This is a genomic window from Brenneria izbisi (genome assembly GCF_025840185.1).
GTDB classification, from domain to species: domain Bacteria; phylum Pseudomonadota; class Gammaproteobacteria; order Enterobacterales; family Enterobacteriaceae; genus Brenneria; species Brenneria izbisi.
The window spans coordinates 38,114-58,764 of the sequence record NZ_JAMPJU010000014.1 but is presented as its reverse complement, the minus strand read 5'-3'; the positions used below and the strand labels follow the sequence as shown (position 1 = coordinate 58,764).

The 20,651-nt window shown below is 55.5% G+C and carries 20 protein-coding genes; 11 read left to right on the top strand and 9 right to left on the bottom strand.

Translation table 11 applies throughout. The annotated features are described in order from the left end of the window. The first annotated feature begins 6 nt into the window (after positions 1-6). The 7 genes from oxdA (at position 7) to NC856_RS15400 (ending at position 6,154) form a co-directional block, all read left to right on the top strand. The gene (oxdA, locus tag NC856_RS15430) at positions 7-1,065 is read left to right on the top strand and encodes an aliphatic aldoxime dehydratase (protein ID WP_264091334.1); all 1,059 of its coding nucleotides are present in this window, start codon (positions 7-9) and stop codon (positions 1,063-1,065) included. Between the two features lie 22 nt (positions 1,066-1,087). After that, positions 1,088-1,954, top strand: a complete 867-nt coding sequence (locus NC856_RS15425) for a transporter (RefSeq protein ID WP_264091333.1) — start codon at positions 1,088-1,090, stop codon at positions 1,952-1,954. A 146-nt stretch (positions 1,955-2,100) separates the two neighbouring features. After that, complete coding sequence (locus NC856_RS15420) at positions 2,101-3,615, top strand: amidase (protein ID WP_264091332.1); 1,515 nt, start codon at positions 2,101-2,103, stop codon at positions 3,613-3,615. Positions 3,616-3,642: 27 nt separating this feature from the next. After that, positions 3,643-4,257: a nitrile hydratase subunit alpha gene (gene nthA / locus NC856_RS15415; protein ID WP_264091331.1), complete on the top strand. Its 615-nt coding sequence runs from the start codon at positions 3,643-3,645 to the stop codon at positions 4,255-4,257. Between the two features lie 17 nt (positions 4,258-4,274). Continuing rightward, positions 4,275-4,928: a nitrile hydratase subunit beta gene (nthB, locus tag NC856_RS15410; RefSeq protein ID WP_264091330.1), complete on the top strand. Its 654-nt coding sequence runs from the start codon at positions 4,275-4,277 to the stop codon at positions 4,926-4,928. Next, positions 4,925-5,368, top strand: a complete 444-nt coding sequence (locus NC856_RS15405; RefSeq protein ID WP_264091364.1) for a nitrile hydratase accessory protein — start codon at positions 4,925-4,927, stop codon at positions 5,366-5,368. Before nthB ends, NC856_RS15405 begins: the two co-directional genes overlap by 4 nt. 108 nt (positions 5,369-5,476) lie before the next feature. Beyond that, complete coding sequence (locus NC856_RS15400; RefSeq protein ID WP_264091329.1) at positions 5,477-6,154, top strand: energy-coupling factor ABC transporter permease; 678 nt, start codon at positions 5,477-5,479, stop codon at positions 6,152-6,154. A 115-nt stretch (positions 6,155-6,269) separates the two neighbouring features. On the opposite strand, the gene NC856_RS15395 is transcribed toward NC856_RS15400, so the two are convergent. From NC856_RS15395 to dgt, 7 genes are all read right to left on the bottom strand, one after another. Beyond that, the gene (locus tag NC856_RS15395) at positions 6,270-7,262 is read right to left on the bottom strand and encodes a sulfate/molybdate ABC transporter ATP-binding protein (RefSeq protein WP_264091328.1); all 993 of its coding nucleotides are present in this window, start codon (positions 7,260-7,262) and stop codon (positions 6,270-6,272) included. After that, a complete protein-coding gene (gene cysW / locus NC856_RS15390) occupies positions 7,252-8,133 on the bottom strand; it encodes a sulfate ABC transporter permease subunit CysW (RefSeq protein WP_264091327.1) in 882 nt (293 codons plus the stop codon). Before cysW ends, NC856_RS15395 begins: the two co-directional genes overlap by 11 nt. An 11-nt stretch (positions 8,134-8,144) precedes the next feature. After that, a complete protein-coding gene (gene cysT, locus NC856_RS15385) occupies positions 8,145-8,957 on the bottom strand; it encodes a sulfate ABC transporter permease subunit CysT (protein ID WP_264091326.1) in 813 nt (270 codons plus the stop codon). Between the two features lie 101 nt (positions 8,958-9,058). Then, on the bottom strand, positions 9,059-10,069 hold the full coding sequence (locus tag NC856_RS15380) for a sulfate ABC transporter substrate-binding protein (RefSeq protein ID WP_264091325.1): 1,011 nt from the start codon (positions 10,067-10,069) through the stop codon (positions 9,059-9,061). Between the two features lie 339 nt (positions 10,070-10,408). Beyond that, positions 10,409-11,572: a CdaR family transcriptional regulator gene (locus tag NC856_RS15375; RefSeq protein ID WP_264091363.1), complete on the bottom strand. Its 1,164-nt coding sequence runs from the start codon at positions 11,570-11,572 to the stop codon at positions 10,409-10,411. A 175-nt stretch (positions 11,573-11,747) separates the two neighbouring features. Then, complete coding sequence (degP, locus tag NC856_RS15370; RefSeq protein WP_264091324.1) at positions 11,748-13,190, bottom strand: serine endoprotease DegP; 1,443 nt, start codon at positions 13,188-13,190, stop codon at positions 11,748-11,750. A gap of 145 nt (positions 13,191-13,335) precedes the next feature. Next, positions 13,336-14,844 carry a dGTPase gene (gene dgt, locus NC856_RS15365; RefSeq protein ID WP_264091323.1) on the bottom strand — a complete coding sequence of 503 codons (1,509 nt, stop codon included), beginning with the start codon at positions 14,842-14,844 and terminating at the stop codon, positions 13,336-13,338. Between the two features lie 119 nt (positions 14,845-14,963). On the opposite strand from dgt, the gene mtnN reads away from it, so the two are divergent. Further along, complete coding sequence (gene mtnN / locus NC856_RS15360) at positions 14,964-15,662, top strand: 5'-methylthioadenosine/S-adenosylhomocysteine nucleosidase (protein WP_264091322.1); 699 nt, start codon at positions 14,964-14,966, stop codon at positions 15,660-15,662. 5 nt (positions 15,663-15,667) lie between these two features. Then, positions 15,668-16,480, top strand: a complete 813-nt coding sequence (gene btuF / locus NC856_RS15355) for a vitamin B12 ABC transporter substrate-binding protein BtuF (protein ID WP_404802339.1) — start codon at positions 15,668-15,670, stop codon at positions 16,478-16,480. A 70-nt stretch (positions 16,481-16,550) separates the two neighbouring features. Here the strand turns inward: btuF and erpA are convergent, their stop codons facing one another. Next, complete coding sequence (erpA, locus tag NC856_RS15350; protein ID WP_264091320.1) at positions 16,551-16,895, bottom strand: iron-sulfur cluster insertion protein ErpA; 345 nt, start codon at positions 16,893-16,895, stop codon at positions 16,551-16,553. Between the two features lie 269 nt (positions 16,896-17,164). On the opposite strand from erpA, the gene hemL reads away from it, so the two are divergent. Next, positions 17,165-18,445 carry a glutamate-1-semialdehyde 2,1-aminomutase gene (hemL, locus tag NC856_RS15345; protein ID WP_264091319.1) on the top strand — a complete coding sequence of 427 codons (1,281 nt, stop codon included), beginning with the start codon at positions 17,165-17,167 and terminating at the stop codon, positions 18,443-18,445. Positions 18,446-18,459: 14 nt separating this feature from the next. Here hemL and NC856_RS15340 read toward each other — a convergent pair whose 3' ends face one another. Next, complete coding sequence (locus NC856_RS15340) at positions 18,460-19,920, bottom strand: aminotransferase-like domain-containing protein (protein WP_264091318.1); 1,461 nt, start codon at positions 19,918-19,920, stop codon at positions 18,460-18,462. Positions 19,921-20,059: 139 nt separating this feature from the next. Between NC856_RS15340 and NC856_RS15335 the strand changes: the two genes are divergently transcribed. Further along, the gene (locus tag NC856_RS15335) at positions 20,060-20,650 is read left to right on the top strand and encodes a LysE family translocator (protein WP_264091316.1); all 591 of its coding nucleotides are present in this window, start codon (positions 20,060-20,062) and stop codon (positions 20,648-20,650) included. Position 20,651: the final 1 nt, after the last annotated feature.

Sequence of the window (20,651 nt, the reverse complement as noted above, 5' to 3'; positions counted from 1 at the left end):
GCCCTCATGGAATCCGCCATCGACAAGCACCTCAAGTGCCCCCGGACGTTATCCCGCCGCGTCCCCGACGACTATCAGCCCCCCTTCCCCATGTGGGTGGGACGGGCCGACGAGCGCCTGCAACAGGTGGTAATGGCTTATTTCGGCGTGCAGTTCCGCGACGAGGAGCAACGCCCCGCCGCGCTGGAAGCCATGCGTCGCATCGTTGCCAGCTTCGATCTGCCTGACGGCCCGCAACATTATGATCTGACCCAGCATATCGATAATCAGGGTTACGGGAATCTGATGATCGCCGGTTACTGGAAAGATCCCGCCTCCCACTGCCGCTGGCTGCGCTCGCCGGCAGTAACCGGGTGGTGGGCGGCTGACGAACGCCTGAACGAAGGTCTGGGCTACTTCCGCGAGATCGTGGCGCCGTGCGCTGAACAGTTTGAGACGTTGTACGCCTTTCGCGACAACCTGCCCGGCGTCGGCGCCGTTATGGACGGCATCAGCGACGAAATTGAAGAACATGGCTACTGGGGTTCGATGCGCGACCGCTTCCCCGTCTCCCAGACGGACTGGATGCAACCATCCGGCGTGTTGCGGGTGATCGCTGGCGACCCGGCGAAAGGGGGGCGCGTGGTGGTTCAAGGCCATGACAACATCGCCCTCATCCGTTCCGGCCAGGATTGGGTGAATGCCGAAGCGGATGAGCGCGCATTGTATCTCGACGAGATCCTGCCGACCTTGCAGGCCGGGATGGATTTCCTCACCGACAACGGTCAGACGGTGGGATGCTACAGCAACCGCTTTGTACGCAATATCGATCTGCAAGGAAATCTGCTCGATCTGAGCTATAACATCGGCCACTGGCGCTCGGTGGAAAAGCTTGAGCGCTGGGCGGAGTCCCACCCGACCCACTTACGGATCTTCACCACCTTTTTCCGCGTGGCCGCCGGCCTGACCAACCTGCGTCTGTACCACGAGGTATCGGTATCGAACGAACAAAGTCAGGTATTCGAATACATCAACTGCCACCCGCAAACCGGTATGTTGCGCGATGCGCAATCGAACCAGGGCTAACCCTTTCCACAGGAGCATCACGATGAGCAAGTCACGTTATCTTTTTCTCGCCGCGCTGTTGCCGGCATTCCATACTCAGGCCGTCGAAGTGACGCCCGGCGACTATGAGCAATTGCCTGTGGGTACGACATTGGGTTTGCTCTATTATCAACACGCCACCACCGACTCCCTTTACGCTCAGGGCCGCCAGACCAGTTCGGATTTTAACCTGAAGTCAGACATCGGCATGCTCCGTTTACTGCATGTTTACGCGCTCAGCGATACCGTCACCATCGATCCGCAGTTCCTGTTGCCTTTCGGTCGCTTATCGGGCAGCGCTGACGCCTCCGCGCTGGGGGATGCCAGCGGCACGGGCGATCTCATCCTGGCAGCGCCAGTCAAACTACGCCTCAACAGCGCCAGCGATACGCTCAGTTTCACGCCTTATCTCTATGTCCCCACTGGCCGTTACCACAAGGATGATGCGCTTAATCTGGGGGAGAACCGCTGGAAAATCGACCTCCAGGCCGCCTACGTCAAGCACTTCTCGGACAAGTGGGCCATCGATCTGGTCGGCGATGCCATCTGGTACGGCGATAACAACGACTTTAGCGCCAATTCAGTCCGTCTGGAGCAGGATATTTCCTACACCGCTCAGATCATGGGGCGCTATATGCCGGATACAACCACCTCCTTCGGCATTGGCTTTGGTCATAACTGGGGCGGCGAAACCACCATCGACGGCGTCGATCAGGACAACAAGCAGAACACCACCAATATCCGTCTCACCGCCGCCAAGTTCGTCACACCCAAAGATCAGGTGCAGATACAACTGGGGCGGGATCTGTCGGTGGAGAACGGCGCCAAAGAAGACTTTCGCATGAACCTGCGTTACGCCAGAGTTTTCTGACGCCGTCTGCCCGCCGTTCAGGATGTGAAGGAACTGTCCTTCCCAACCAAAGGGCTGTCCTTCCCAACCAAGCAGGGGGGAAGCGGGAACCCTATATTTTTCTAACCGGGCGGTTAGTCCGGCGCAAAACAAGAACAGGAGAACTTATGGCAATCACTCGTCCTAATATTGAACAACTTCTGGCTATCGCCAGCCGTCTGCACATGAGTCTGACGCCGGAACAAGCCAGCGAATATCTGGCCTTGATGCAACCCAACTTCGACGCCTACGACCTGATCGACTCACTGCCCGATGACATGCCGCAGGTACGTTATCCGCGCACGGCGGGCTACCGGCCAACCGGCGACGAAAACCGTTATAACGCCTGGTACTATAAGGCCGAGGTGAAAGGCGCGGCGGAGGGAAAACTGGCCGGGCGCACCGTGGTTCTCAAGGACAATGTCTCTCTGGCCAACGTGCCGATGATGAACGGTACATCAACGCTCGAAGGGTTTGTTCCGACTTTCGACGCCACCGTGGTCACTCGCCTGCTGGACGCCGGCGCCACCATTCTCGGTAAAGCGACCTGCGAACATTTCTGCCTCTCTGGTGGCAGCCACACTTCCGATCCCGCGCCCGTGCATAACCCGCATCGCCACGGCTATGCGGCAGGCGGTTCATCCTCCGGCAGCGCCGCACTGGTCGCCGCCGGGGAAGTGGACATGGCGATTGGCGCTGATCAGGGCGGTTCCATCCGCATTCCTTCCGCCTTCTGCGGCACCTACGGTTTGAAACCGACTCACGGTCTGGTGCCTTACACCGGCGTCATGCCGATTGAAGCCACCATCGACCACGTTGGCCCCATCACCCGCAATGTGCGCGACAACGCCCTGATGCTGGAAGTTCTGGCCGGAGCGGACGGTCTGGATCCGCGCCAGTATGCGCCACCGGTCGAGACCTACAGCGATGCGCTGAGCCGCGGCGTCAAAGGGCTGAAAATCGGCATCCTGACTGAAGGCTTCCAACTGGGCAATCAGGACCCCAGAGTCAGCGACAAGGTACGTGAAGCCATTGCGCGTCTGGAAAGTCTGGGCGCAGTGATCGAAGAGGTTTCCGTTCCTGCGCATACGCTGGCGGGCGCGATCTGGTCGCCCATCGGCTGCGAAGGGTTGACCGCGCAGATGATGCACGGCAACGGTATGGGCTTTAGCTGGAAAGGCCAATACGATGTCGCCTTACTGGATAAGCACGCCGACTGGCGGAACCACGCCGATGCCCTAGCCGCCTCGCTCAAGGTGTGTATGTTCGTCGGTCAGTACGGGCTGGAACACTATCAGGGCCGCTACTATGCCAAAGCCCAGAATCTGGCGCGCAAGGCGCGCGCTGGCTATGATGATGCCCTGTCCCGCTACGATCTGCTGGTCATGCCCACCGTGCCGATCACCGCCCAGCCATTACCGGAGCCAGGCTGCTCCATCACCGAGTACATCACGCGTGCATTTGAGATGATCGGCAACACCGCGCCGCTGGATATTACCGGCCACCCGGCCATGTCCGTTCCCTGCGGGCGGGTTGATGGTCTGCCGGTAGGACTGATGCTGGTTGGCCGTCATTATGCCGAAAGCACCATTTACCAGGCCGCCGCCGCACTCGAAGCGGATTATGACTGGCAAAAATGCTAACGCCCCCGACACAGTAAGGAGCTTGATATGAGCCATAAGCACGATCACACTGAACCGCCCGCGGATATCGAACTGCGCGTCAAGGCGCTGGAATCGCTGCTGCGTGAGAAAGGGCTGATCGACCCTGCCGCCCTCGATACATTGATAGATACTTACGAAAACAAAATCGGGCCGCGCAATGGCGCGCAAGTCGTCGCCAAAGCATGGACCGATGCGCACTACAAACGGCGACTGCTGGAAAACGCCACGACAGCCATTGCCGAACTGGGTTTCTCCGGCGTTCAGGGAGAAGACATGCTGGTGGTGGAAAATACGCCTCAGGTACATAACGTGACCGTTTGTACATTATGTTCCTGCTACCCCTGGCCGACGCTGGGACTGCCGCCAGCCTGGTATAAATCCGCGCCTTACCGGTCGCGCATCGTGATCGAACCGCGCAGCGTGCTGGCGGAATTCGGGCTGGAAATCCCCGCGGACAAAGAGATCCGCGTCTGGGACAGCAGCGCCGAGTTGCGTTATCTGGTGCTGCCGGAACGACCAGCGGGAACCGATGGCTGGAACGAGGAACAACTGGCCGAACTCGTCACCAGGGACGCCATGATTGGAACCGGCCTTCCCCTCGCCCCAACTACCGCGTCATAACGCATGAGGAGCAACGCATGAACGGAATACACGATCTTGGCGGCATGCACGGCCACGGCCCGATCCTCGCCGAAGAGAATGAACCTTACTTCCACCATGACTGGGAGCGCAGGATGTTCTCACTGTTCCCGGCGCTCTTCGCTGGCGGGCATTTCAATGTGGATGAGTTCCGCCATGCCATGGAGCGTATGGATCCCGCCAATTACCTGCTCTCCAGCTATTACGAGCACTGGTTGCATGCGATCGAGATGCTGTTGTGCGAAAAAGGCGTGATCTCCGCCGCCGAACTTCAGGGCGCGGTTGAAACGGTTGCCGCAATGCCCGCCCCATCGGTGCTAACCAATGACATGGTGCCGCTGGTGGTTAAAACCGGCGCCTCCGCCCGCGTCGCCCACGACGTAGCCGCCCATTTTAAGGCGGGCGATCAGGTTCGCACGAAGAACATCAATCCGACCACCCACACCCGTCTGCCGCGCTACGTGCGCGGCAAAGTCGGTACGATCGAGTTCGATCACGGCGTTTTCGCCACGCCGGACACCATGGCGCATGGTCTGGGCGAACATCCGCAGCATGTCTACAGCGTGAGCTTCACCGCTCAGGAACTGTGGGGCGAAACGCGCGCGGACAAAGTCTATATCGATCTGTGGGATGACTATCTGGAGGAGGCATAAACATGGCGACGCAACACCATTATGAGGCAATTGACTTGCCGCGGGACGAAGAAGGCCCGGTGTTCGACAAGCCGTGGCAGGCGCAGATTTTCTCACTGACGGTTCATCTGCATCAGGCGGGATGTTTCACCTGGCGCGAGTGGGTGCAGGCATTCAGCGAAGAGATCAAGGCGGCGCCAGCCATGCCGGAGGAAAGCGTGAATGACGCCTACTACCGTCAGTGGGCCGCCGCGATGGAAAAGATGATGGCTTCTCTCGGATTTACCGGCGAAGATGACATCTCGCAGCGGGCGCAGGCATGGCGACAGGCTTATCTCAATACCCCGCATGGTCAACCCGTGCTGCTGGCGCACGCCGACTGTCCGCCAGCCCACCCCCATGATCACCACCACTCGCCGCAGCGGGCGCCGGTGGCTGTCAGTCCGGCGTTTAGCGGTTGAAAAGCGCACGCATTCCGCGGCTAAAAAGCGCAGCGCCAGACGTCTTCTGAACGTCTGGCACAGCAATTCCATTCAACGCCGTCAATCAGGACGGCAAAGGAGTTATCAATGCATATTGAACCAGGCGTTGTTGAAAACGGTAAAATCTGGCTGAGTTATCTCTCGGCGGCGGGCATCGGAACCTATACCCTCAAGCAGGCGCTGTCGGCGACGCGTGAACGTGGCCTGCTGTCGTTGGCGTCGCGCTCCCTTGCCTGCACGCTGCTGGTTTTCAGTTTCTTTCAGGTTTTGCCGCACCATCCGGTCGGCGTTTCCGAAGTACACCTCATTCTCGGTTCGACGCTGTTCCTGCTGTTCGGCGCCGCGCCTGCGGCCATCGGTCTGGCGTTGGGACTGTTGACTCAAGGCCTGTTCTTCTCCCCTTTCGATCTGCCGCAATACGGCATGAACGTCACCACGCTGCTGGCGCCGCTGTTTGCGCTCTCCGCGCTGGCTAAACGCATCATCCGGCCAGATACCCCGTATGTCGAACTGACCTATCGTCAGGCGCTGGCGCTTTCGAGCACTTATCAGGCCGGTATCGTGACCTGGGTTGCGTTCTGGGCGTTTTACGGTCAGGGCTTTACCGCTGGGAATATCTCATCCGTGCTATCGTTTGGCGGCGCTTATATGATGGTCATCATCGTCGAACCGCTGGTGGATCTGGCCGTGCTGTCGGTTGCGAAAGCGGCAAATCGTCTGCAAGGCAGCGCGCTGGTTGAGAAACGGCTTTATCAATCCGCATAAAGAACGCAGAAAGTTCGCCGGTTCCCATGATTTGACGGGAACCGGCGATCATTGTTCCGATATGCTGAGTTGAAGAGAAGGTCAACAGCGATACTGTTGGCGTTAAGGCGGGAATTTAAATCTCCCAATCATGGTTATAACGTTTGGGCTTGAACTGAATCACATCCCCTTTTTGCAAACCATTCAGGCTGAGATCATCTTTCGCCACTTCCGCTTCGATAAGTTCTTGTTCATCGGCAAGTTTCAGCGATAAGCGCGTCAATGCGCCCAGCGGTCGGATATCCCTGACGACCACCGGCTGGTAGCCTTCCTGCGCCTGAGCAGACAACGCCACTTCATGCGGACGGAACAGGATGGTTTCATCGGTCTGCGCGATCTTCAGCCGGTTACTGTCACCCAGAAAGTGATAAACGAACTCGCTGGCCGGACGATTGTAAACTTCATCCGGGGTGCCAATCTGTTCAATAACGCCTTTGTTCATCAGTACAATACGATCGGCGACTTCCATCGCTTCTTCCTGATCATGGGTGACAAACACCGATGTCAGATTGATATTTTCATGCAACTGAGACAACCAGCGACGCAACTCTTTACGCACCTTGGCATCCAGCGCGCCAAAAGGTTCGTCCAGCAACAATATACTGGGCTCGACAATCAACGCGCGCGCCAGCGCGATCCGCTGGCGCTGTCCGCCGGAAAGCTGTTCGGGATACCGATCCGCCAGCCAGTCCAACTGAACCAGATTCAGTAATTCGTGAACTTTTTGTTCGATTTCACGCTTTGCGGGCCGAATATTTTTCGGCTTCATGCGCAGGCCGAACGCTACGTTGTCGAATACCGTCATATGCCGGAACAGCGCATAATGCTGAAACACGAACCCGACATTACGTTTGCGGACATCATGAATCGAGACGTCTTCACCGTGGAAAATGATGCTGCCGCTGTCAGGCTGCTCCAGACCGGCGATAATGCGCAATAACGTGGTCTTACCACACCCCGAAGGCCCCAGCAGCGCCACCAGTTCACCGCTCTGGATCGACAGATTGATGTCGTTCAGCGCCCGAAACTGACCAAATTGTTTATTAATATTGCGGATCTCAATGCTCATTTTTGGTCAACTCCTGTTGTTTCTGTAATTGCTTCGTCAACCTGCTTTCGCTCCACTGGCGCAGCAACAGCACCACCAGCGACATTGCCAGCAGCAGGATGGCGACGCTGAACGCCGCGACAATGTTATATTCGTTATAAAGGATCTCGATATGCAGCGGCAGCGTATTGGTCAGCCCGCGAATATGACCGGAGATAACGGAGACCGCGCCAAACTCCCCCATCGCTCTGGCGGTGCACAGCACCACGCCGTAAATAAGCGCCCACTTCACATTCGGCAGCGTAATGTGCCAGAACATCTGCCAACCGTTGGCGCCCAGCAATCGCGCCGCTTCCTCTTCCTGCGAACCTTGCTGTTCCATCAACGGGATCAGTTCACGCGCCACATAAGGCAGTGTGACGAAAATGGTCGCCAGCACAATGCCCGGCACCGCATACACAACTTCCAGATTATGTGCCGTCAGAAAGGGATAGAGCTTGCTTTGCGCCCCGAATAGCAGCACATAGACCAGCCCGGCCACCACGGGTGAAACAGAGAACGGCAAGTCGATCAGCGCCAGCAGCAGACTCTTGCCGCGGAATGCAAATTTGGTCACACACCATGCGGTCGCCAGCCCGAAAACCACGTTCAACGGCACGGAAATCGCCGTAGCCAGCAAGGTCAGCTTCAGTGCTGAAACCGCATCAGGTTCAGAAATGGCGTCCCAGAATGCCCCGATGCCGTTATCCAGACCTTGCGTCACCACCATCAGCAGCGGTAACACCAGAACCAGGAAAAACACGCCCCATGCCAACGCGACCAGGATGTAATACGTCGCCGGTTTTTTTTTGGCTTGCTGTAAGCGGCCCTGAGAAGAAATAACCTGTTCCATGACAGTCCGCCTTACAACTTCGGTTGAATACGGCGCTGCAATAAATTAATCAGCAGCAACATAATGAAAGAAACCAGCAGCATAAATACGCCAATCCCGGTTGCGCCTTTATAGTCATACTGATCGAGTTTGGAGACGATCAACAGCGGAAGAATTTCGGTTTTGAACGGAATATTGCCCGCGATAAACACCACCGAACCGTATTCCCCCACCCCGCGCGCAAACGCCAGCGCAAAGCCGGTCAACCAGGCTGGCAACAGCGAGGGAAGCAGAACGTGGCGAAACACCTGTATTGGCCGAGCGCCAAGACAGGCCGCCGCTTCTTCAACTTCTTGCGGAATATCCGCCAGAACCGGTTGCAGCGTGCGCACCACAAAAGGCAAGGTGACAAAAATCAGCGCCAGCGTAATCCCGATGCCGGTATAGGCGATCTTGAAAGGAAACAGCGAACCAATCAGCCCGTTCGGGGCATACAACGCCGTCAGTGCGATCCCGGCGACCGCCGTGGGCAATGCAAACGGCATATCGATCATCGCATCGATGATTTTTCGCCCCGGAAAAGTATAACGAACCAATACCCATGCCAGCAGCGTCCCTAAGATGCCATTGATAAAGGCCGCCGCCAGCGCGGTGCCAAAGGAGAGTCGCAAGGAGAAAAGCACCTGTCGGCTGGTGATCAGATCCCAAAACTGGGCCAACGTCAATTGGCTGGCGTAAAGAAACATTCCCGCCAATGGAATAAGTACAATCAATCCTAAATAACTCAGGCTGAAGCCCAAAGTTAATCCGAAACCGGGAATTACCGGGGAGCTACGGTGTGACATACGCTGCCTTCAATAGTCATACTCAATGATTCTGGCAAATCAAACTGCCGACAAACCAAAGCCGCTGCCCTATACAGCGGCTCGCCAACAGCGGAAATCCATTACTTATTAATTTCCTGGAAAATTTTGTCGAATACGCCGCCGTCTTTAAAAAAAGTGTCCTGTGCTGCTTTCCAGCCGCCGAAATCCTTATCGATGGTCACCAGTTTCACCGGCGCAAACTGATCTTTAAATTCTTCAGCAATTTGCGCGTTGCGCGGACGGTAAAAGTTTTTACCGATAATGCGCTGCGCTTCATCGCTGTACAGATATTGCAGATAGGCTTCCGCCTGTTTGCGCGTCCCTTTGCGCTCAACCACTTTGTCCACCACCGCAACCGGCGGCTCGGCCAGAATGGACAGGGACGGCGTCACTATCTCAAGCTGATCGCCACCCTGTTCCTGCAAAGAGAGATAGGCTTCGTTTTCCCACGCCAGCAGCACGTCGCCCAATTGACGCTGAACAAAGCTGATGGTCGAACCACGGGCGCCGGTATCCAGAACCGGCGCATGACGATACAACTCCGTCACGAACTTCAACGCGCTGTCATCGTTGCCGCCGGGTTGCGCTTTGGCATAAGCCCAGGCCGCAAGGAAATTCCAGCGCGCCCCGCCGGAGGTTTTCGGGTTTGGCGTAATAACTTCAACGCCTGGCTTCACCAGATCGTCCCAGTCCTTAATCTGTTTCGGATTGCCCTTTCTCACCAGAAAAACAATGGTGGAAGTATAAGGCGTGCTGTTATCTGGCAGGCGCGCCTGCCAGTTGGGATCAATGAGTTGCTGATTCAGATTGAGCGCATCAATATCGCCCGCCAGCGCCAGCGTCACCACATCCGCCTGTAGGCCGTCGATAACAGAACGCGCCTGTTTACCCGACCCGCCGTGGGAATTCCTGATGGAGATATCTTCACCTGTCGTCGCTTTCCAATGCTTGCTAAAAGCCGCGTTATATTGTTGATAAAGCTCTCGCGTGGGATCGTAGGAAACATTCAATAATTCCGTCGCGGCGGACGCCACGCCGGAAAACAACAGCGCTGCCGCAGCAACAGACAGCCCCAAACGACGTATTGACATGGTTATCACTCCCTAGAATTTGCAAGCTTTATCAACCTGCCCGACGCAGCGGGTTATTCGTTACATAGCGAATCAGGTAAGCGTATAAATAACGACGAGCAAGGCTGATTTACGCGCTTAACCAACGCGGCTATCAGACTGACAATATGGAAGTGACAATAGAGGATATGGGAAAGTGGCAAAAATACTGTTTCGCGATAATTTATGCTATCGCGTTATATTGTTAATGGTTATGTAATAGTTTTCAATCTAAGTAAATCATCATTCAGACAGAACGCTGCGGCTTCCCTTATTAAAGGAGCGCAACCGACGGCGTCATTCTCCGCGTATTGAATCCTCTCAGACTGAGTCTTCTTCATCGAGTTGCAGGGCAACATACAACAACAGACGATCATCGAAATTACCCAGATCCAGGCCGGTGAGTTCAGAAATGCGATTAAGGCGGTACTCCAACGTATTACGATGGATAAACAGCGTCTTGGCGGTCGCGCCGGGCTGAACATTATTGCGAAACCAGGCCCCCAGCGTCCGGCGCAACAATCCGTTGCCATCCATCGCCTTCAGTTTGGTCAGAGGACGAATCAGTTCATTCGCCTGCCAGCCGCCGCGCAAACTATCCAGCAATACCGGCAGCATCAGATCCTGATAGAAATAACAACGCTGTGACGGCATACGCTGCTTGCCGACGCTCATGGTGGTTCGAGCGGTACGATAAGAGCGGGCGATACTGCCCGCACCGGGAAAATAGTTCCCTAGCGCCAGACGGATCCGCAGACGGCTGCTTTCCGCCATACGGGACAGCAAATGGTCAACCCGACGGCGATGTTCTTCCGCATCCCAGCGCCCATGACTGTTCAAGGCGGGCTTCAGCACCACCATTTCGGTCAAAGACACAATGGCGATCAAGTTGTCGCGCTCAGGCGTGGTCAGTAGCGTCTGTAGCTGCTGCAACTCCGCCATCGCGCTGTCTACGCCGAGTTGCCCGCTATCAACCTCCAGCACAGCCACAACCCGCGGCTTATTCAGGTCGATACCCAAACGCTGCGCCCACTCCATCAACGCAGGCGATAACTCATCGGTACGAATCAGGTTCAAAACCAGCTCTTCGCGCAGACGGCTATCCTGCGCCAGCATATGCAGCAGCCTGGCCTGTTCCAACATCATTTCAGCCGTCATGCAGACCAGTTCGCCATATTGCCGCAACTGGGTGGGATTCCCGGTCAGACCGATAACGCCCACAATTTCGCCATCAATACGCAGCGGCAGATTGATGCCGGGACGCACGCCGTGTAAATGACGCGCCACCGCATCATCAATATCGACGACCCGTCCCTGAGATAACGCCAGCAGCGCTCCCTCGTGCAATTCACCTAACCGCTCCTGATCGCCGCTGCCGATAATTTTGCCGCGATCATCCATCACATTGATATTGCTATCAATGATCTGCATGGTCCGCGCAACGATATCCTGCGCCATCCTAGCATTAAGATGATACGACGCCATTTCCACCTCGGACAGCAACACTGACAATTGCACCAGCATAACGTTACGTGCGGCGCTGCACATTGTGCAAATTAACAAAGAACTGGGAATTCGTTTGAAACTGTGGAAGAACTCACAAAATATGGCGGGAAACGGCGTCAGCCGGGTGCGTTCGCACCCGGCTTTAGATAAAAAATTACTGAGTTAACAAATAGATATTGCTATCGCCACGCCGAATATTCAGCGCCAACACCGCAGGCTTGCTGTCGAGAATTTTACGCAACTCGCCAATATTCCGTACCGGCTGCTGATTGACGCCAAAGATAATGTCGTCCTTTTTCAGACCAATTTTCTCAGCAGCCGAGCCAGCCTTGACATTATCAACCTTGACGCCCTTCTCACCATCCAACTCCGTGTTGCTCAATTCAGCGCCTTCAATCCCCGTATAGAGGTTACCTGACGCCACCTGAGTCTGGCTGCTTTGCTGAAGCGTCACATTGATCGTCAACGGTTTTCCGTCGCGCAACAGCCCCAGCGCAATCTTGCTGCCGACCGGTAATGAGCCGACCTGAGCGCGCAACGCCGCAAAGCTGCTGATTGCTTTGCCGTTTAACGAAACAATCACGTCGCCTGCTTTTATACCCGCCGCCGCCGCCGCGGACTTTGGTTGAACCTGACTGACAAATGCGCCGCGCTGCGCATCCACTTTCATGGCCTGCGCCAGTTCCGAGTTCAATTCCGTTCCGGTGATCCCCAACTCGCCTCGTCTTACCTCACCGAATTCGACGATCTGCCCGACCAGACTTTTCACCATATTGCTGGGAATGGCAAAACCGATCCCGATGTTGCCGCCGTCCGGCGCCAGGATCGCCGTATTCAGGCCAATCAACTCACCGTTGAGATTCACCAGCGCGCCGCCGGAATTCCCACGGTTGATCGCCGCATCGGTCTGAATAAAGTTTTCATAATTTTCAATATTCAGTCCACTGCGCCCCAACGCAGACACAATGCCGGAAGTTGCCGTTTCCCCCAATCCATAAGGGTTGCCGATCGCCACGGTATAATCCCCGACGCGTAACTGATCTGAATCGGCCAGTTTGATGGCGGTCAGGTTTTTAAAATCTTTTAGCTGCACCAACGCAATATCCGCACGCGGATCTTTGCCGATGACCTTGGCATCATATTTACGTCCATCGCTGAGCCTGACCTGAATTTTATCAGCATCGTCAACGACATGGTTATTGGTGACCACATAGCCTTTTTCCGCATTGATCACCACCCCGGCGCCCAGCGCCTGAAAATTCTGCTGTCTGGAGGGTTGCCCTTCATCGCCGTCGTCCCCCTGACACATGGGGGATTGCTGGAATGGCGAACCTTCCTGACAGAACGGTGAATCCTTGCCAAAGAAAGGCTGAAGCTGTGACGGAATACGCGCTTGATCGACATTGGTATGCCCTTCCACAACGATACTGACGACGGAAGGCATCACTTTTTCCAACATCGGCGCCAGGCTGGGCAGTTGTCCGCTGGCAGGCAAGGAAGAGGAGGAGACTGACTCAGCCGCATTCGCCGCGACAGGCACGATGGCCATCGCCAGAGCTAAGGTCAGCGCGCTTAGAACCAATGATTTTCTTTTCATAGGGATAGGTCTCATATTTATCAACAGGCAAGTCTTACGGCCCACACGCTATGGTCGTGCTGTATGAGATAAATATGGACCAATAAAGTTCAGATTGGGAAGAGGCTGAAGCGTAAGAAAGTATTGACCCGCTTTACAAAAAATCTTATTCCGCCGCCATCAATTTCCGATACTCATCGTAAGCATATAAATCGGTCATACCGCTGATGTAGTCCTGAATCAAACGGGCGCGATAATAATATTCGCGGATCTCACGCTCTTTGACGGACAGGCCTTGCAACTTCTCCACCGCTTCACGGTAAGCCAGGCAGTGCTTACGGGATAATTTATGGTATAGCCGGGTTTCAATAGGATAGTGTTTATGACTATCTTCTTTCACCAACTGGCTGAAATCCCGGTATGACATCTCAAGCAACGGGCTATAAATATCCAGCAGCCCACGGATAACCCGATATCCCTGTAGTTCAAGCTGCTCCACTTCATAGTGATTAAACACATGCTTCAGTGCAACATGTTTGAATACTTTCAGCAGGCGATTCTGCGGGCTGTCATCTTCCAACAACGCATGATTAAACGACCCGGCATAAATCGCCGGTAAATTATCGATAAAGCGTTGTGAAGCATGCGGCACCATTTTGGCGACGGTATTGACGCGCAGGTTCATAAAAAACTGATCGTTCACGCTGCGCCACGGTTGACGTTCACGGCCCTCATACGCCCTGCCGACGGTTTTGGCAAACAGATCGCCGCTCTTCACTTCGCCCCAGGCGTCGCGCAGATGATTGTGGAGTTGTTCAATAGTGAGAATATCTTTTTCAACCGCGTCTTCTAAATCGGCAATGCAGTAAGAGATATCGTCCGCCGCTTCCATGATGTAAGTCAGCGGATAACGATGAAATTCGCCCATTGATAACTCGTTGCGCAAACGGATGACGAACGTTTCCTCCGCCAGATAATAACCCGGCTTTTTCATCAGATAATCGTATTCAGCGGGGATTTTTTCGCACCAGTAGGCGGGACGGGTATATTTCAGGATGCAGCCGACCTGACCGTAGGTCAGATTCAGTTTGAGCAAGGTATGCACCAAGCGGATAGCCTGGGCATTGCCTTCAAAATGACTTAAATCCTGACGAATTCTGCCGCGCAACTCATTCAACCCGTCATCCTGCATCCGCAGGAAATCGACCCGGCAGCGGTCTTCATGGTTTGCTTTATCGCTAAGAGAGTCAATGTCCATTAACCGGCAGAACCAGTTATTGATCGCGGATTCGCCAAAATGACCGAATGGCGGATTGCCGATGTCATGCATCAGACACGCCATTTCCACCATGCTTTCAAACGGGGTCTGCCGGTTTTCCAGTCCCAGTTCCTTGAGTCGGTCTGCTTCTTTCAAGCGATGAAGGATCTCTTTAACGATATAACGTCCTACCTGTTGCACTTCCATAGAGTGAGTCAGACGTGAGCGCACCGCGGAATTGCGCTCCAGCGGAAAGACCTGCGTTTTTTGCTGAAGGCGGCGGATCGCCGCGGAATTGATGATGCGTCCGCGATCGCTTTCAAACTGACGAACGACGGCATATTCATCCTCGGTTGTAATCTCGGCGCTAAAGGGCCGCTGGAAGCTTATCTTCTTCGTAAAATCGATATCAGACATACGATTCTCCATGTAACACCGCTAACGTCAGTTCACACGCTCCATTTACTCTTGTCAGCCATGATAGACTAGCTGACACTATACTCATGCTATTTATAACAAAATTTGTGGGGATCTTTATGAAAGTCGGCATTATCGGCGCTATGGAACAAGAAGTGACGCTGCTGCGCGATCGCATCGAAAATCGGCAGATCTTGCAGCGCGCCGGGTGTGAAATCTACAGCGGACAGTTAAACGGTGTGGATGTCGCATTACTGAAATCCGGGATTGGCAAAGTGTCCGCCGCGTTGGGCACCACCTTGCTGCTGGAGCATTGCCAGCCGGATGTGGTGATTAATACCGGTTCCGCCGGCGGACTCGCGTCCACCCTGAACGTCGGCGATATTGTGGTTTCCGATGAGGTGCGCTATCACGATGCCGATGTGACCGCGTTTGGCTATGAACCCGGTCAGATGGCGGGCTGTCCGGCGGCGTTCATCGCCGATGAGCGTTTAATTACGCTGGCGCAGGATGCGATTGCCCGGCTGCAACTCAATGCCGTACGTGGTCTGGTGGTCAGCGGCGATGCCTTCATCAACGGCGCCGAACCGCTGGCGCGTATCCGCAACACTTTCCCTCAGGCTATCGCGGTAGAAATGGAAGCCACTGCGGTGGCGCATGTCTGCCATCAGTTTGGTGTTCCTTTTGTTATCGTGCGCGCCATTTCCGACGTGGCCGATCAGGAATCGCACCTCAGTTTCGACGCATTCCTGGCTGTGGCCGCCGAGCAATCCACCCGGATGGTGGAAACCATGTTGCAGGCGCTGGCCAGGCATTAATCATGATGAAGTCATGGACGCGCCGCCTGCTGGGTGGTCTGCTTTTTTCACTGCTGGCGACGGCAAACGCCGCGCCCGAACGCGTAATCAGTCTGGCGCCCCATGCTACAGAACTCGCTTATGCGGCGGGCATGGGCGAGCAATTGATCGCAGTCAGCGCCTGGTCGGACTATCCGCCAGAGGCGAAAAAGCTGGAGCAGGTGGCGTCCTGGCAGGGGATCAATCTGGAGCGGATCCTGGCGCTCAAGCCTGATCTCATTCTGGCCTGGCGCGAAGGCAACGCGCAAAGGCCGCTGGAACAACTGGCCAATTTCGGCATTCCCATCGTTTATCTTGATCCCAAAACGCTGGACGCCATTCCCGCCGCGCTGCAACAGTTGGCGACTTACAGCAGCCATCCTGAGCAGGCAGAAGACGCCGCTGCCGCGTTTCGTCGGCAAATAACGGATTTACGGCAACGCGATGTCGGCAAAACTCGCCCGCCGTTGCGCGTCTTTATACAGTTTGGCTCGCAACCGCTTTTTACCTCGTCGAAAGACACCCTGCAAAGTCAGATCGTGTCACTGTGCGGCGCGCGGAATATTTTTAACGACAGCCCGGCACCCTGGCCGCAGGTCAGTCGGGAACAGGTCTTAAGGCGTGCGCCGCAGGCGATTATCATCAGCGGTACAACCTCTGCCATTGCCAATACGCAGGCGTTCTGGAAACCTCAACTCGATGTTCCGGTGATCGCGGTGAATGAGGATTGGTTTAATCGCAGCGGGCCGCGTTTACTGCTGGCGGCCCAACAGATCTGCCGGCAGTTATCGCGCGATTAGCCATCCCGCGCATAAAAAACCCGTGCGCCGATGATGGCCGCACGGGTTTTTCAACCGGCGCAATGACTTATCAGATACTGAAAGAGGAACCACAACCGCAAGTGGTTTTGGCATTCGGGTTGGTGACGATAAAACGCGAACCTTCCAACCCTTCCGTGTAGTCCACCGCCCCCCCCACCAGATATTGCAGGCTCATCGGATCGACCACCAGAGCAACGCCTTGCTTTTCAATGGTCATGTCGCCTTCGTTGATTTGATCATCAAAGGTAAAACCGTATTGGAAGCCGCTGCAACCGCCACCCGTAATATAAACCCGAAGTTTCAGATCAGGATTCTCTTCATCAGCAATCAGGTTCTTCACCTTGATGGCTGCCGCATCGGTAAATTGCAGTGGCAATGCTATATCGTCGCTCATCTTTTTTACTCCCAACTCAGGGCTTATCAGGTGATACGCCCACACTCATAGACTTATTATCCGGCAGTAAGCGAAAACGTTCAAGATTTGACACTGGCCGCTGAATTAATCGCCATATTATGCAACGCCGCCTGCGGCACAGCCAGTGATCTCATTGGCGATGGCACGTTATGTTTTTAACCACGGGCCAGTACAACGATTTCATAACCGTGGGCAGTTGATTAGAATGGCCTTACTTTCCATGATAATCACAATGTCAGGATCACTTAATGAACAAATCTGAAAGTCTGTATGCCGCGGCACAGCAACTTATTCCGGGCGGCGTCAACTCGCCGGTACGCGCGTTCAACGGCGTCGGCGGCGTGCCGCTGTTTATCGAACGGGCGGACGGCGCCTACCTTTATGACGCAGATGGTCAATGCTATATCGATTACGTCGGTTCCTGGGGGCCGATGGTGCTGGGACATAACCACCCGGCCATTCGTCAGGCGGTGATCGCGGCGGCGGAGCACGGATTAAGCTTTGGCGCGCCAACGGAAATCGAAGTGCAAATGGCTCGGCTGGTGACATCGCTGATGCCCGGCATGGATATGGTGCGCATGGTGAACTCCGGGACGGAAGCCACCATGAGCGCCATTCGTCTGGCCCGCGGCTATACCGGGCGCGATAAAATCATCAAGTTTGAAGGATGCTATCACGGTCATGCCGATTGTCTGCTGGTCAAAGCCGGTTCCGGCGCCTTGACGCTGGGACAGCCCAACTCGCCCGGCGTACCCGCCGACGTCGCCCGCCACACACTGACCTGTACCTATAATGACTTATCCTCGGTGCGCGCCGCGTTTGAGCAATACCCGCAAGACATCGCCGCGATTATTGTCGAACCGGTGGCCGGCAATATGAACTGCGTGCCGCCATTGCCGGAATTCCTGCCGGGGTTGCGCGCGCTGTGCGACGAATTCGGCGCGCTGTTCATCATTGATGAAGTGATGACCGGTTTTCGCGTGGCGCTGGCGGGCGCGCAAGCTCACTATGGCGTTCAGCCCGATTTAACCTGTCTGGGCAAAATTATCGGCGGCGGCATGCCGGTTGGCGCGTTCGGCGGCAAACGCGAAGTGATGCAGGCGCTGGCGCCGGTCGGCCCGGTGTATCAGGCCGGTACGCTCTCCGGCAACCCGATTGCGATGGCGGCGGGTTTCGCCTGCCTGACGGAAGTGGCCAAACCCGGCGTCCATCAGAAACTGACGGAACTGACGCAACAGCTTGCCGCAGGGCTGCTGTCCGCCGCCAAAGCGGAACATATCCCGCTGGTGGTCAATCAGGCGGGCGGCATGTTCGGTCTGTTCTTTACCGACGCCGACCGCGTGACCTGCTATCAGGATGTGATGCGGTGCGACGTGGAACGCTTCAAGCGCTTCTTCCATATGATGCTGGAACAAGGCGTCTATCTGGCGCCTTCCGCCTTCGAAGCCGGATTTATGTCGCTGGCTCACAGTCAACAGGATATTGAACGCACAATAGAAGCAGCGCAACGTTGCTTTGCGCGTTTGTAAGGTAAGGCGCGAAATTAAACTTCATCCGGGGGCGCAATGCCGCTCATTTCGCAGGCCAGCGCCCCCGCCCGTTTAAGCGCATACTGATAACGTTCATCAAAAGGATAACAACAGGACAGACGAATGGCGTGTCGGCAGCGGTCGCTTAAGGTGTAAAGCGCGCCGGGCGTCACGCAGATCTTTTCCTGCAACAGACGATGAAACAGCGCCACGCCATCCACCTCGCCAGGCATTTCCAGCCAGAAGACAAAACCGCCTTGCGGCTGGGTGGCGCGCGTGCCTTGCGGAAAATGGCGGACAATCAGCCCACGGGCTTCATCCAACTGGGCGGCATAGCGACGGCGCAACGTGCGCAGATGGTGATCGTATCCGCCGGATTCCAGAAATTGCGCCAGCGTCTCCGACAACAGCGCGGACTCCGCCATTGACGACACGGCTTTCAGCCGCGCAATCTTCGCACTGAAACGGCCCGCCGCCATCCAGCCGATACGAAAATCGGGGGCCAGCGTCTTGGTGAAGCTGGAACAGTAAATCACCCAGCCGTCGCGATCGAACGCCTTGACCGCCGGGGAAAGCGGCCAGTTAAACTGTAGCTCGCTATACAAACCGTCTTCTATCAGCGGAACCTGATAGTCGTTCACCAATTTCGCCAGTCGCTTTTTGTCTGCCAGCGTCATGCTGCACCCCAGCGGATTTTGTACATTGGGCATGGCGATGATCGCCTGAAGCCGTCGTTCCGAAAGCAACATCTCTAGCGCATCCAGGGATAGTCCGCGCTGCGGATCGGTCGGAATTTCCACTGTTTTCAGTCCCAGACTGGCCAGCAATGGAAACAGATAAAAATAGGTCGGCGTTTCCAGCCCCACGCAGTCGCCCGGTTGGGTCACTGCCCGTAATGCCAACTGCATCGCCTCCATGCAGCCGTGGGTGACAGTGATATCATCGCCGCCCAACGCGATGCCTGAGTCCATCGCCCGCCGCGCCACTTCACGGCGCAGCCGCTCGCTGCCCGGCGGTAAGGCGTAGCGGCCAATGATGTCAGGATAACGACGCAGAAGCGAAGCAGTAATGCGGCTGATCTTCGCGCTGGGATAAAAATCGCTGTTTTGTGGGCAGGCAAGAGAAATATTAAGGTAATCGGGATGATTCTGCGCGGCAAAAACCGTATCGATCAGATCCAGTTTTTCACTGCCGGGAATGATGACCTGAGCACGATGCCGCGGAGATTTCGTCAACGGTGGCAACCGCCCGCGTACAAAATAGCCGGATTGCGGACGCGCCTCGATCAAACCGCGATCCTCAAGAATACGCCAGGCATTAAGCACGGTATTGACACTCACCTGATGCGATCCCGCTACGCGACGGATAGCCGGTAAACGACTTCCCGGCGGCCAGGTTCCCTGATGAATCGCTGTGGCGAAGGTTTCCGCCAACTGTTGATAAAGCGTGTTTTCCTGCGGATCGATAATGGACACAATTACCTCGCCAACCGATGAGTACAGTTAATCATTCAAAGCATCTGTACTCATTACAATAATCTTTTTGTGTATCTGTTACCATCTCCTTTTTCTCTCTTATGATGGTGTTCTCACTCAGTGTAAAAAGGAACGCACCATGCTCGATCCCTCTTTCTTCAGCTATGTCACGGTTATGTCGATTACCCCCGGTCCCAACAATCTGTTGCTGGCGACCTCCGGGGTCAATTTTGGCATACGGCGTACATTGCCAATGTTATTGGGCGTTCTGATCGGCTGCGCGTTGCAAACGGCGCTGATGGGGATGGCGCTGGATCTGTTGCTTAGCGGAATGAGCGCGGTAAGAGTACCGCTCACCGTGGTGGGGTGTGCCTATCTGCTGTGGCTGTCGTGGAAAATTGCGCGTGCGTCCGCGCCGGAACTGAATGGAAAAAGTAAGCCGCTCACCCTGCTTCAGGGCGCGTTATTCCAGGCAGTCAACCCCAAAGCCTGGCTCATGTCCAGCAACGTGGCGCTGCTCTATGCGGCCAACAGCGGTGTTTTAACAGTCATGATCGGCTTTATGGCGCTGAATCTGCCATGCATTCTGCTGTGGGCGGCGCTTGGCGATCGCATCGGCAAGCACCTTCAGGATCCCAGAAAACTGCGGTTGTTCAACGGCGTTATGGGATTATCGCTGGTGATCACCGCCCTCTGGATGCTGGTGGAAGCGATCAATCTCGCGCCATAAC

What these genes read in the sequence shown, in the direction of transcription:
- NC856_RS15420 (WP_264091332.1), top strand. Translation starts at nt 2,101, where the DNA reads ATGGCAATCACTCGTCCTAATATTGAACAACTTCTGGCTATCGCCAGC.
- cysT (WP_264091326.1), bottom strand. Translation starts at nt 8,957, where the DNA reads ATGTCACACCGTAGCTCCCCGGTAATTCCCGGTTTCGGATTAACTTTG.
- nthB (WP_264091330.1), top strand. Translation starts at nt 4,275, where the DNA reads ATGAACGGAATACACGATCTTGGCGGCATGCACGGCCACGGCCCGATC.
- degP (WP_264091324.1), bottom strand. Translation starts at nt 13,190, where the DNA reads ATGAAAAGAAAATCATTGGTTCTAAGCGCGCTGACCTTAGCTCTGGCG.
- NC856_RS15395 (WP_264091328.1), bottom strand. Translation starts at nt 7,262, where the DNA reads ATGAGCATTGAGATCCGCAATATTAATAAACAATTTGGTCAGTTTCGG.
- NC856_RS15425 (WP_264091333.1), top strand. Translation starts at nt 1,088, where the DNA reads ATGAGCAAGTCACGTTATCTTTTTCTCGCCGCGCTGTTGCCGGCATTC.
- NC856_RS15375 (WP_264091363.1), bottom strand. Translation starts at nt 11,572, where the DNA reads ATGGCGTCGTATCATCTTAATGCTAGGATGGCGCAGGATATCGTTGCG.
- NC856_RS15380 (WP_264091325.1), bottom strand. Translation starts at nt 10,069, where the DNA reads ATGTCAATACGTCGTTTGGGGCTGTCTGTTGCTGCGGCAGCGCTGTTG.
- dgt (WP_264091323.1), bottom strand. Translation starts at nt 14,844, where the DNA reads ATGTCTGATATCGATTTTACGAAGAAGATAAGCTTCCAGCGGCCCTTT.
- hemL (WP_264091319.1), top strand. Translation starts at nt 17,165, where the DNA reads ATGAACAAATCTGAAAGTCTGTATGCCGCGGCACAGCAACTTATTCCG.
- NC856_RS15335 (WP_264091316.1), top strand. Translation starts at nt 20,060, where the DNA reads ATGCTCGATCCCTCTTTCTTCAGCTATGTCACGGTTATGTCGATTACC.
- cysW (WP_264091327.1), bottom strand. Translation starts at nt 8,133, where the DNA reads ATGGAACAGGTTATTTCTTCTCAGGGCCGCTTACAGCAAGCCAAAAAA.
- erpA (WP_264091320.1), bottom strand. Translation starts at nt 16,895, where the DNA reads ATGAGCGACGATATAGCATTGCCACTGCAATTTACCGATGCGGCAGCC.
- btuF (WP_404802339.1), top strand. Translation starts at nt 15,668, where the DNA reads ATGAAGTCATGGACGCGCCGCCTGCTGGGTGGTCTGCTTTTTTCACTG.
- mtnN (WP_264091322.1), top strand. Translation starts at nt 14,964, where the DNA reads ATGAAAGTCGGCATTATCGGCGCTATGGAACAAGAAGTGACGCTGCTG.
- NC856_RS15400 (WP_264091329.1), top strand. Translation starts at nt 5,477, where the DNA reads ATGCATATTGAACCAGGCGTTGTTGAAAACGGTAAAATCTGGCTGAGT.
- oxdA (WP_264091334.1), top strand. Translation starts at nt 7, where the DNA reads ATGGAATCCGCCATCGACAAGCACCTCAAGTGCCCCCGGACGTTATCC.
- nthA (WP_264091331.1), top strand. Translation starts at nt 3,643, where the DNA reads ATGAGCCATAAGCACGATCACACTGAACCGCCCGCGGATATCGAACTG.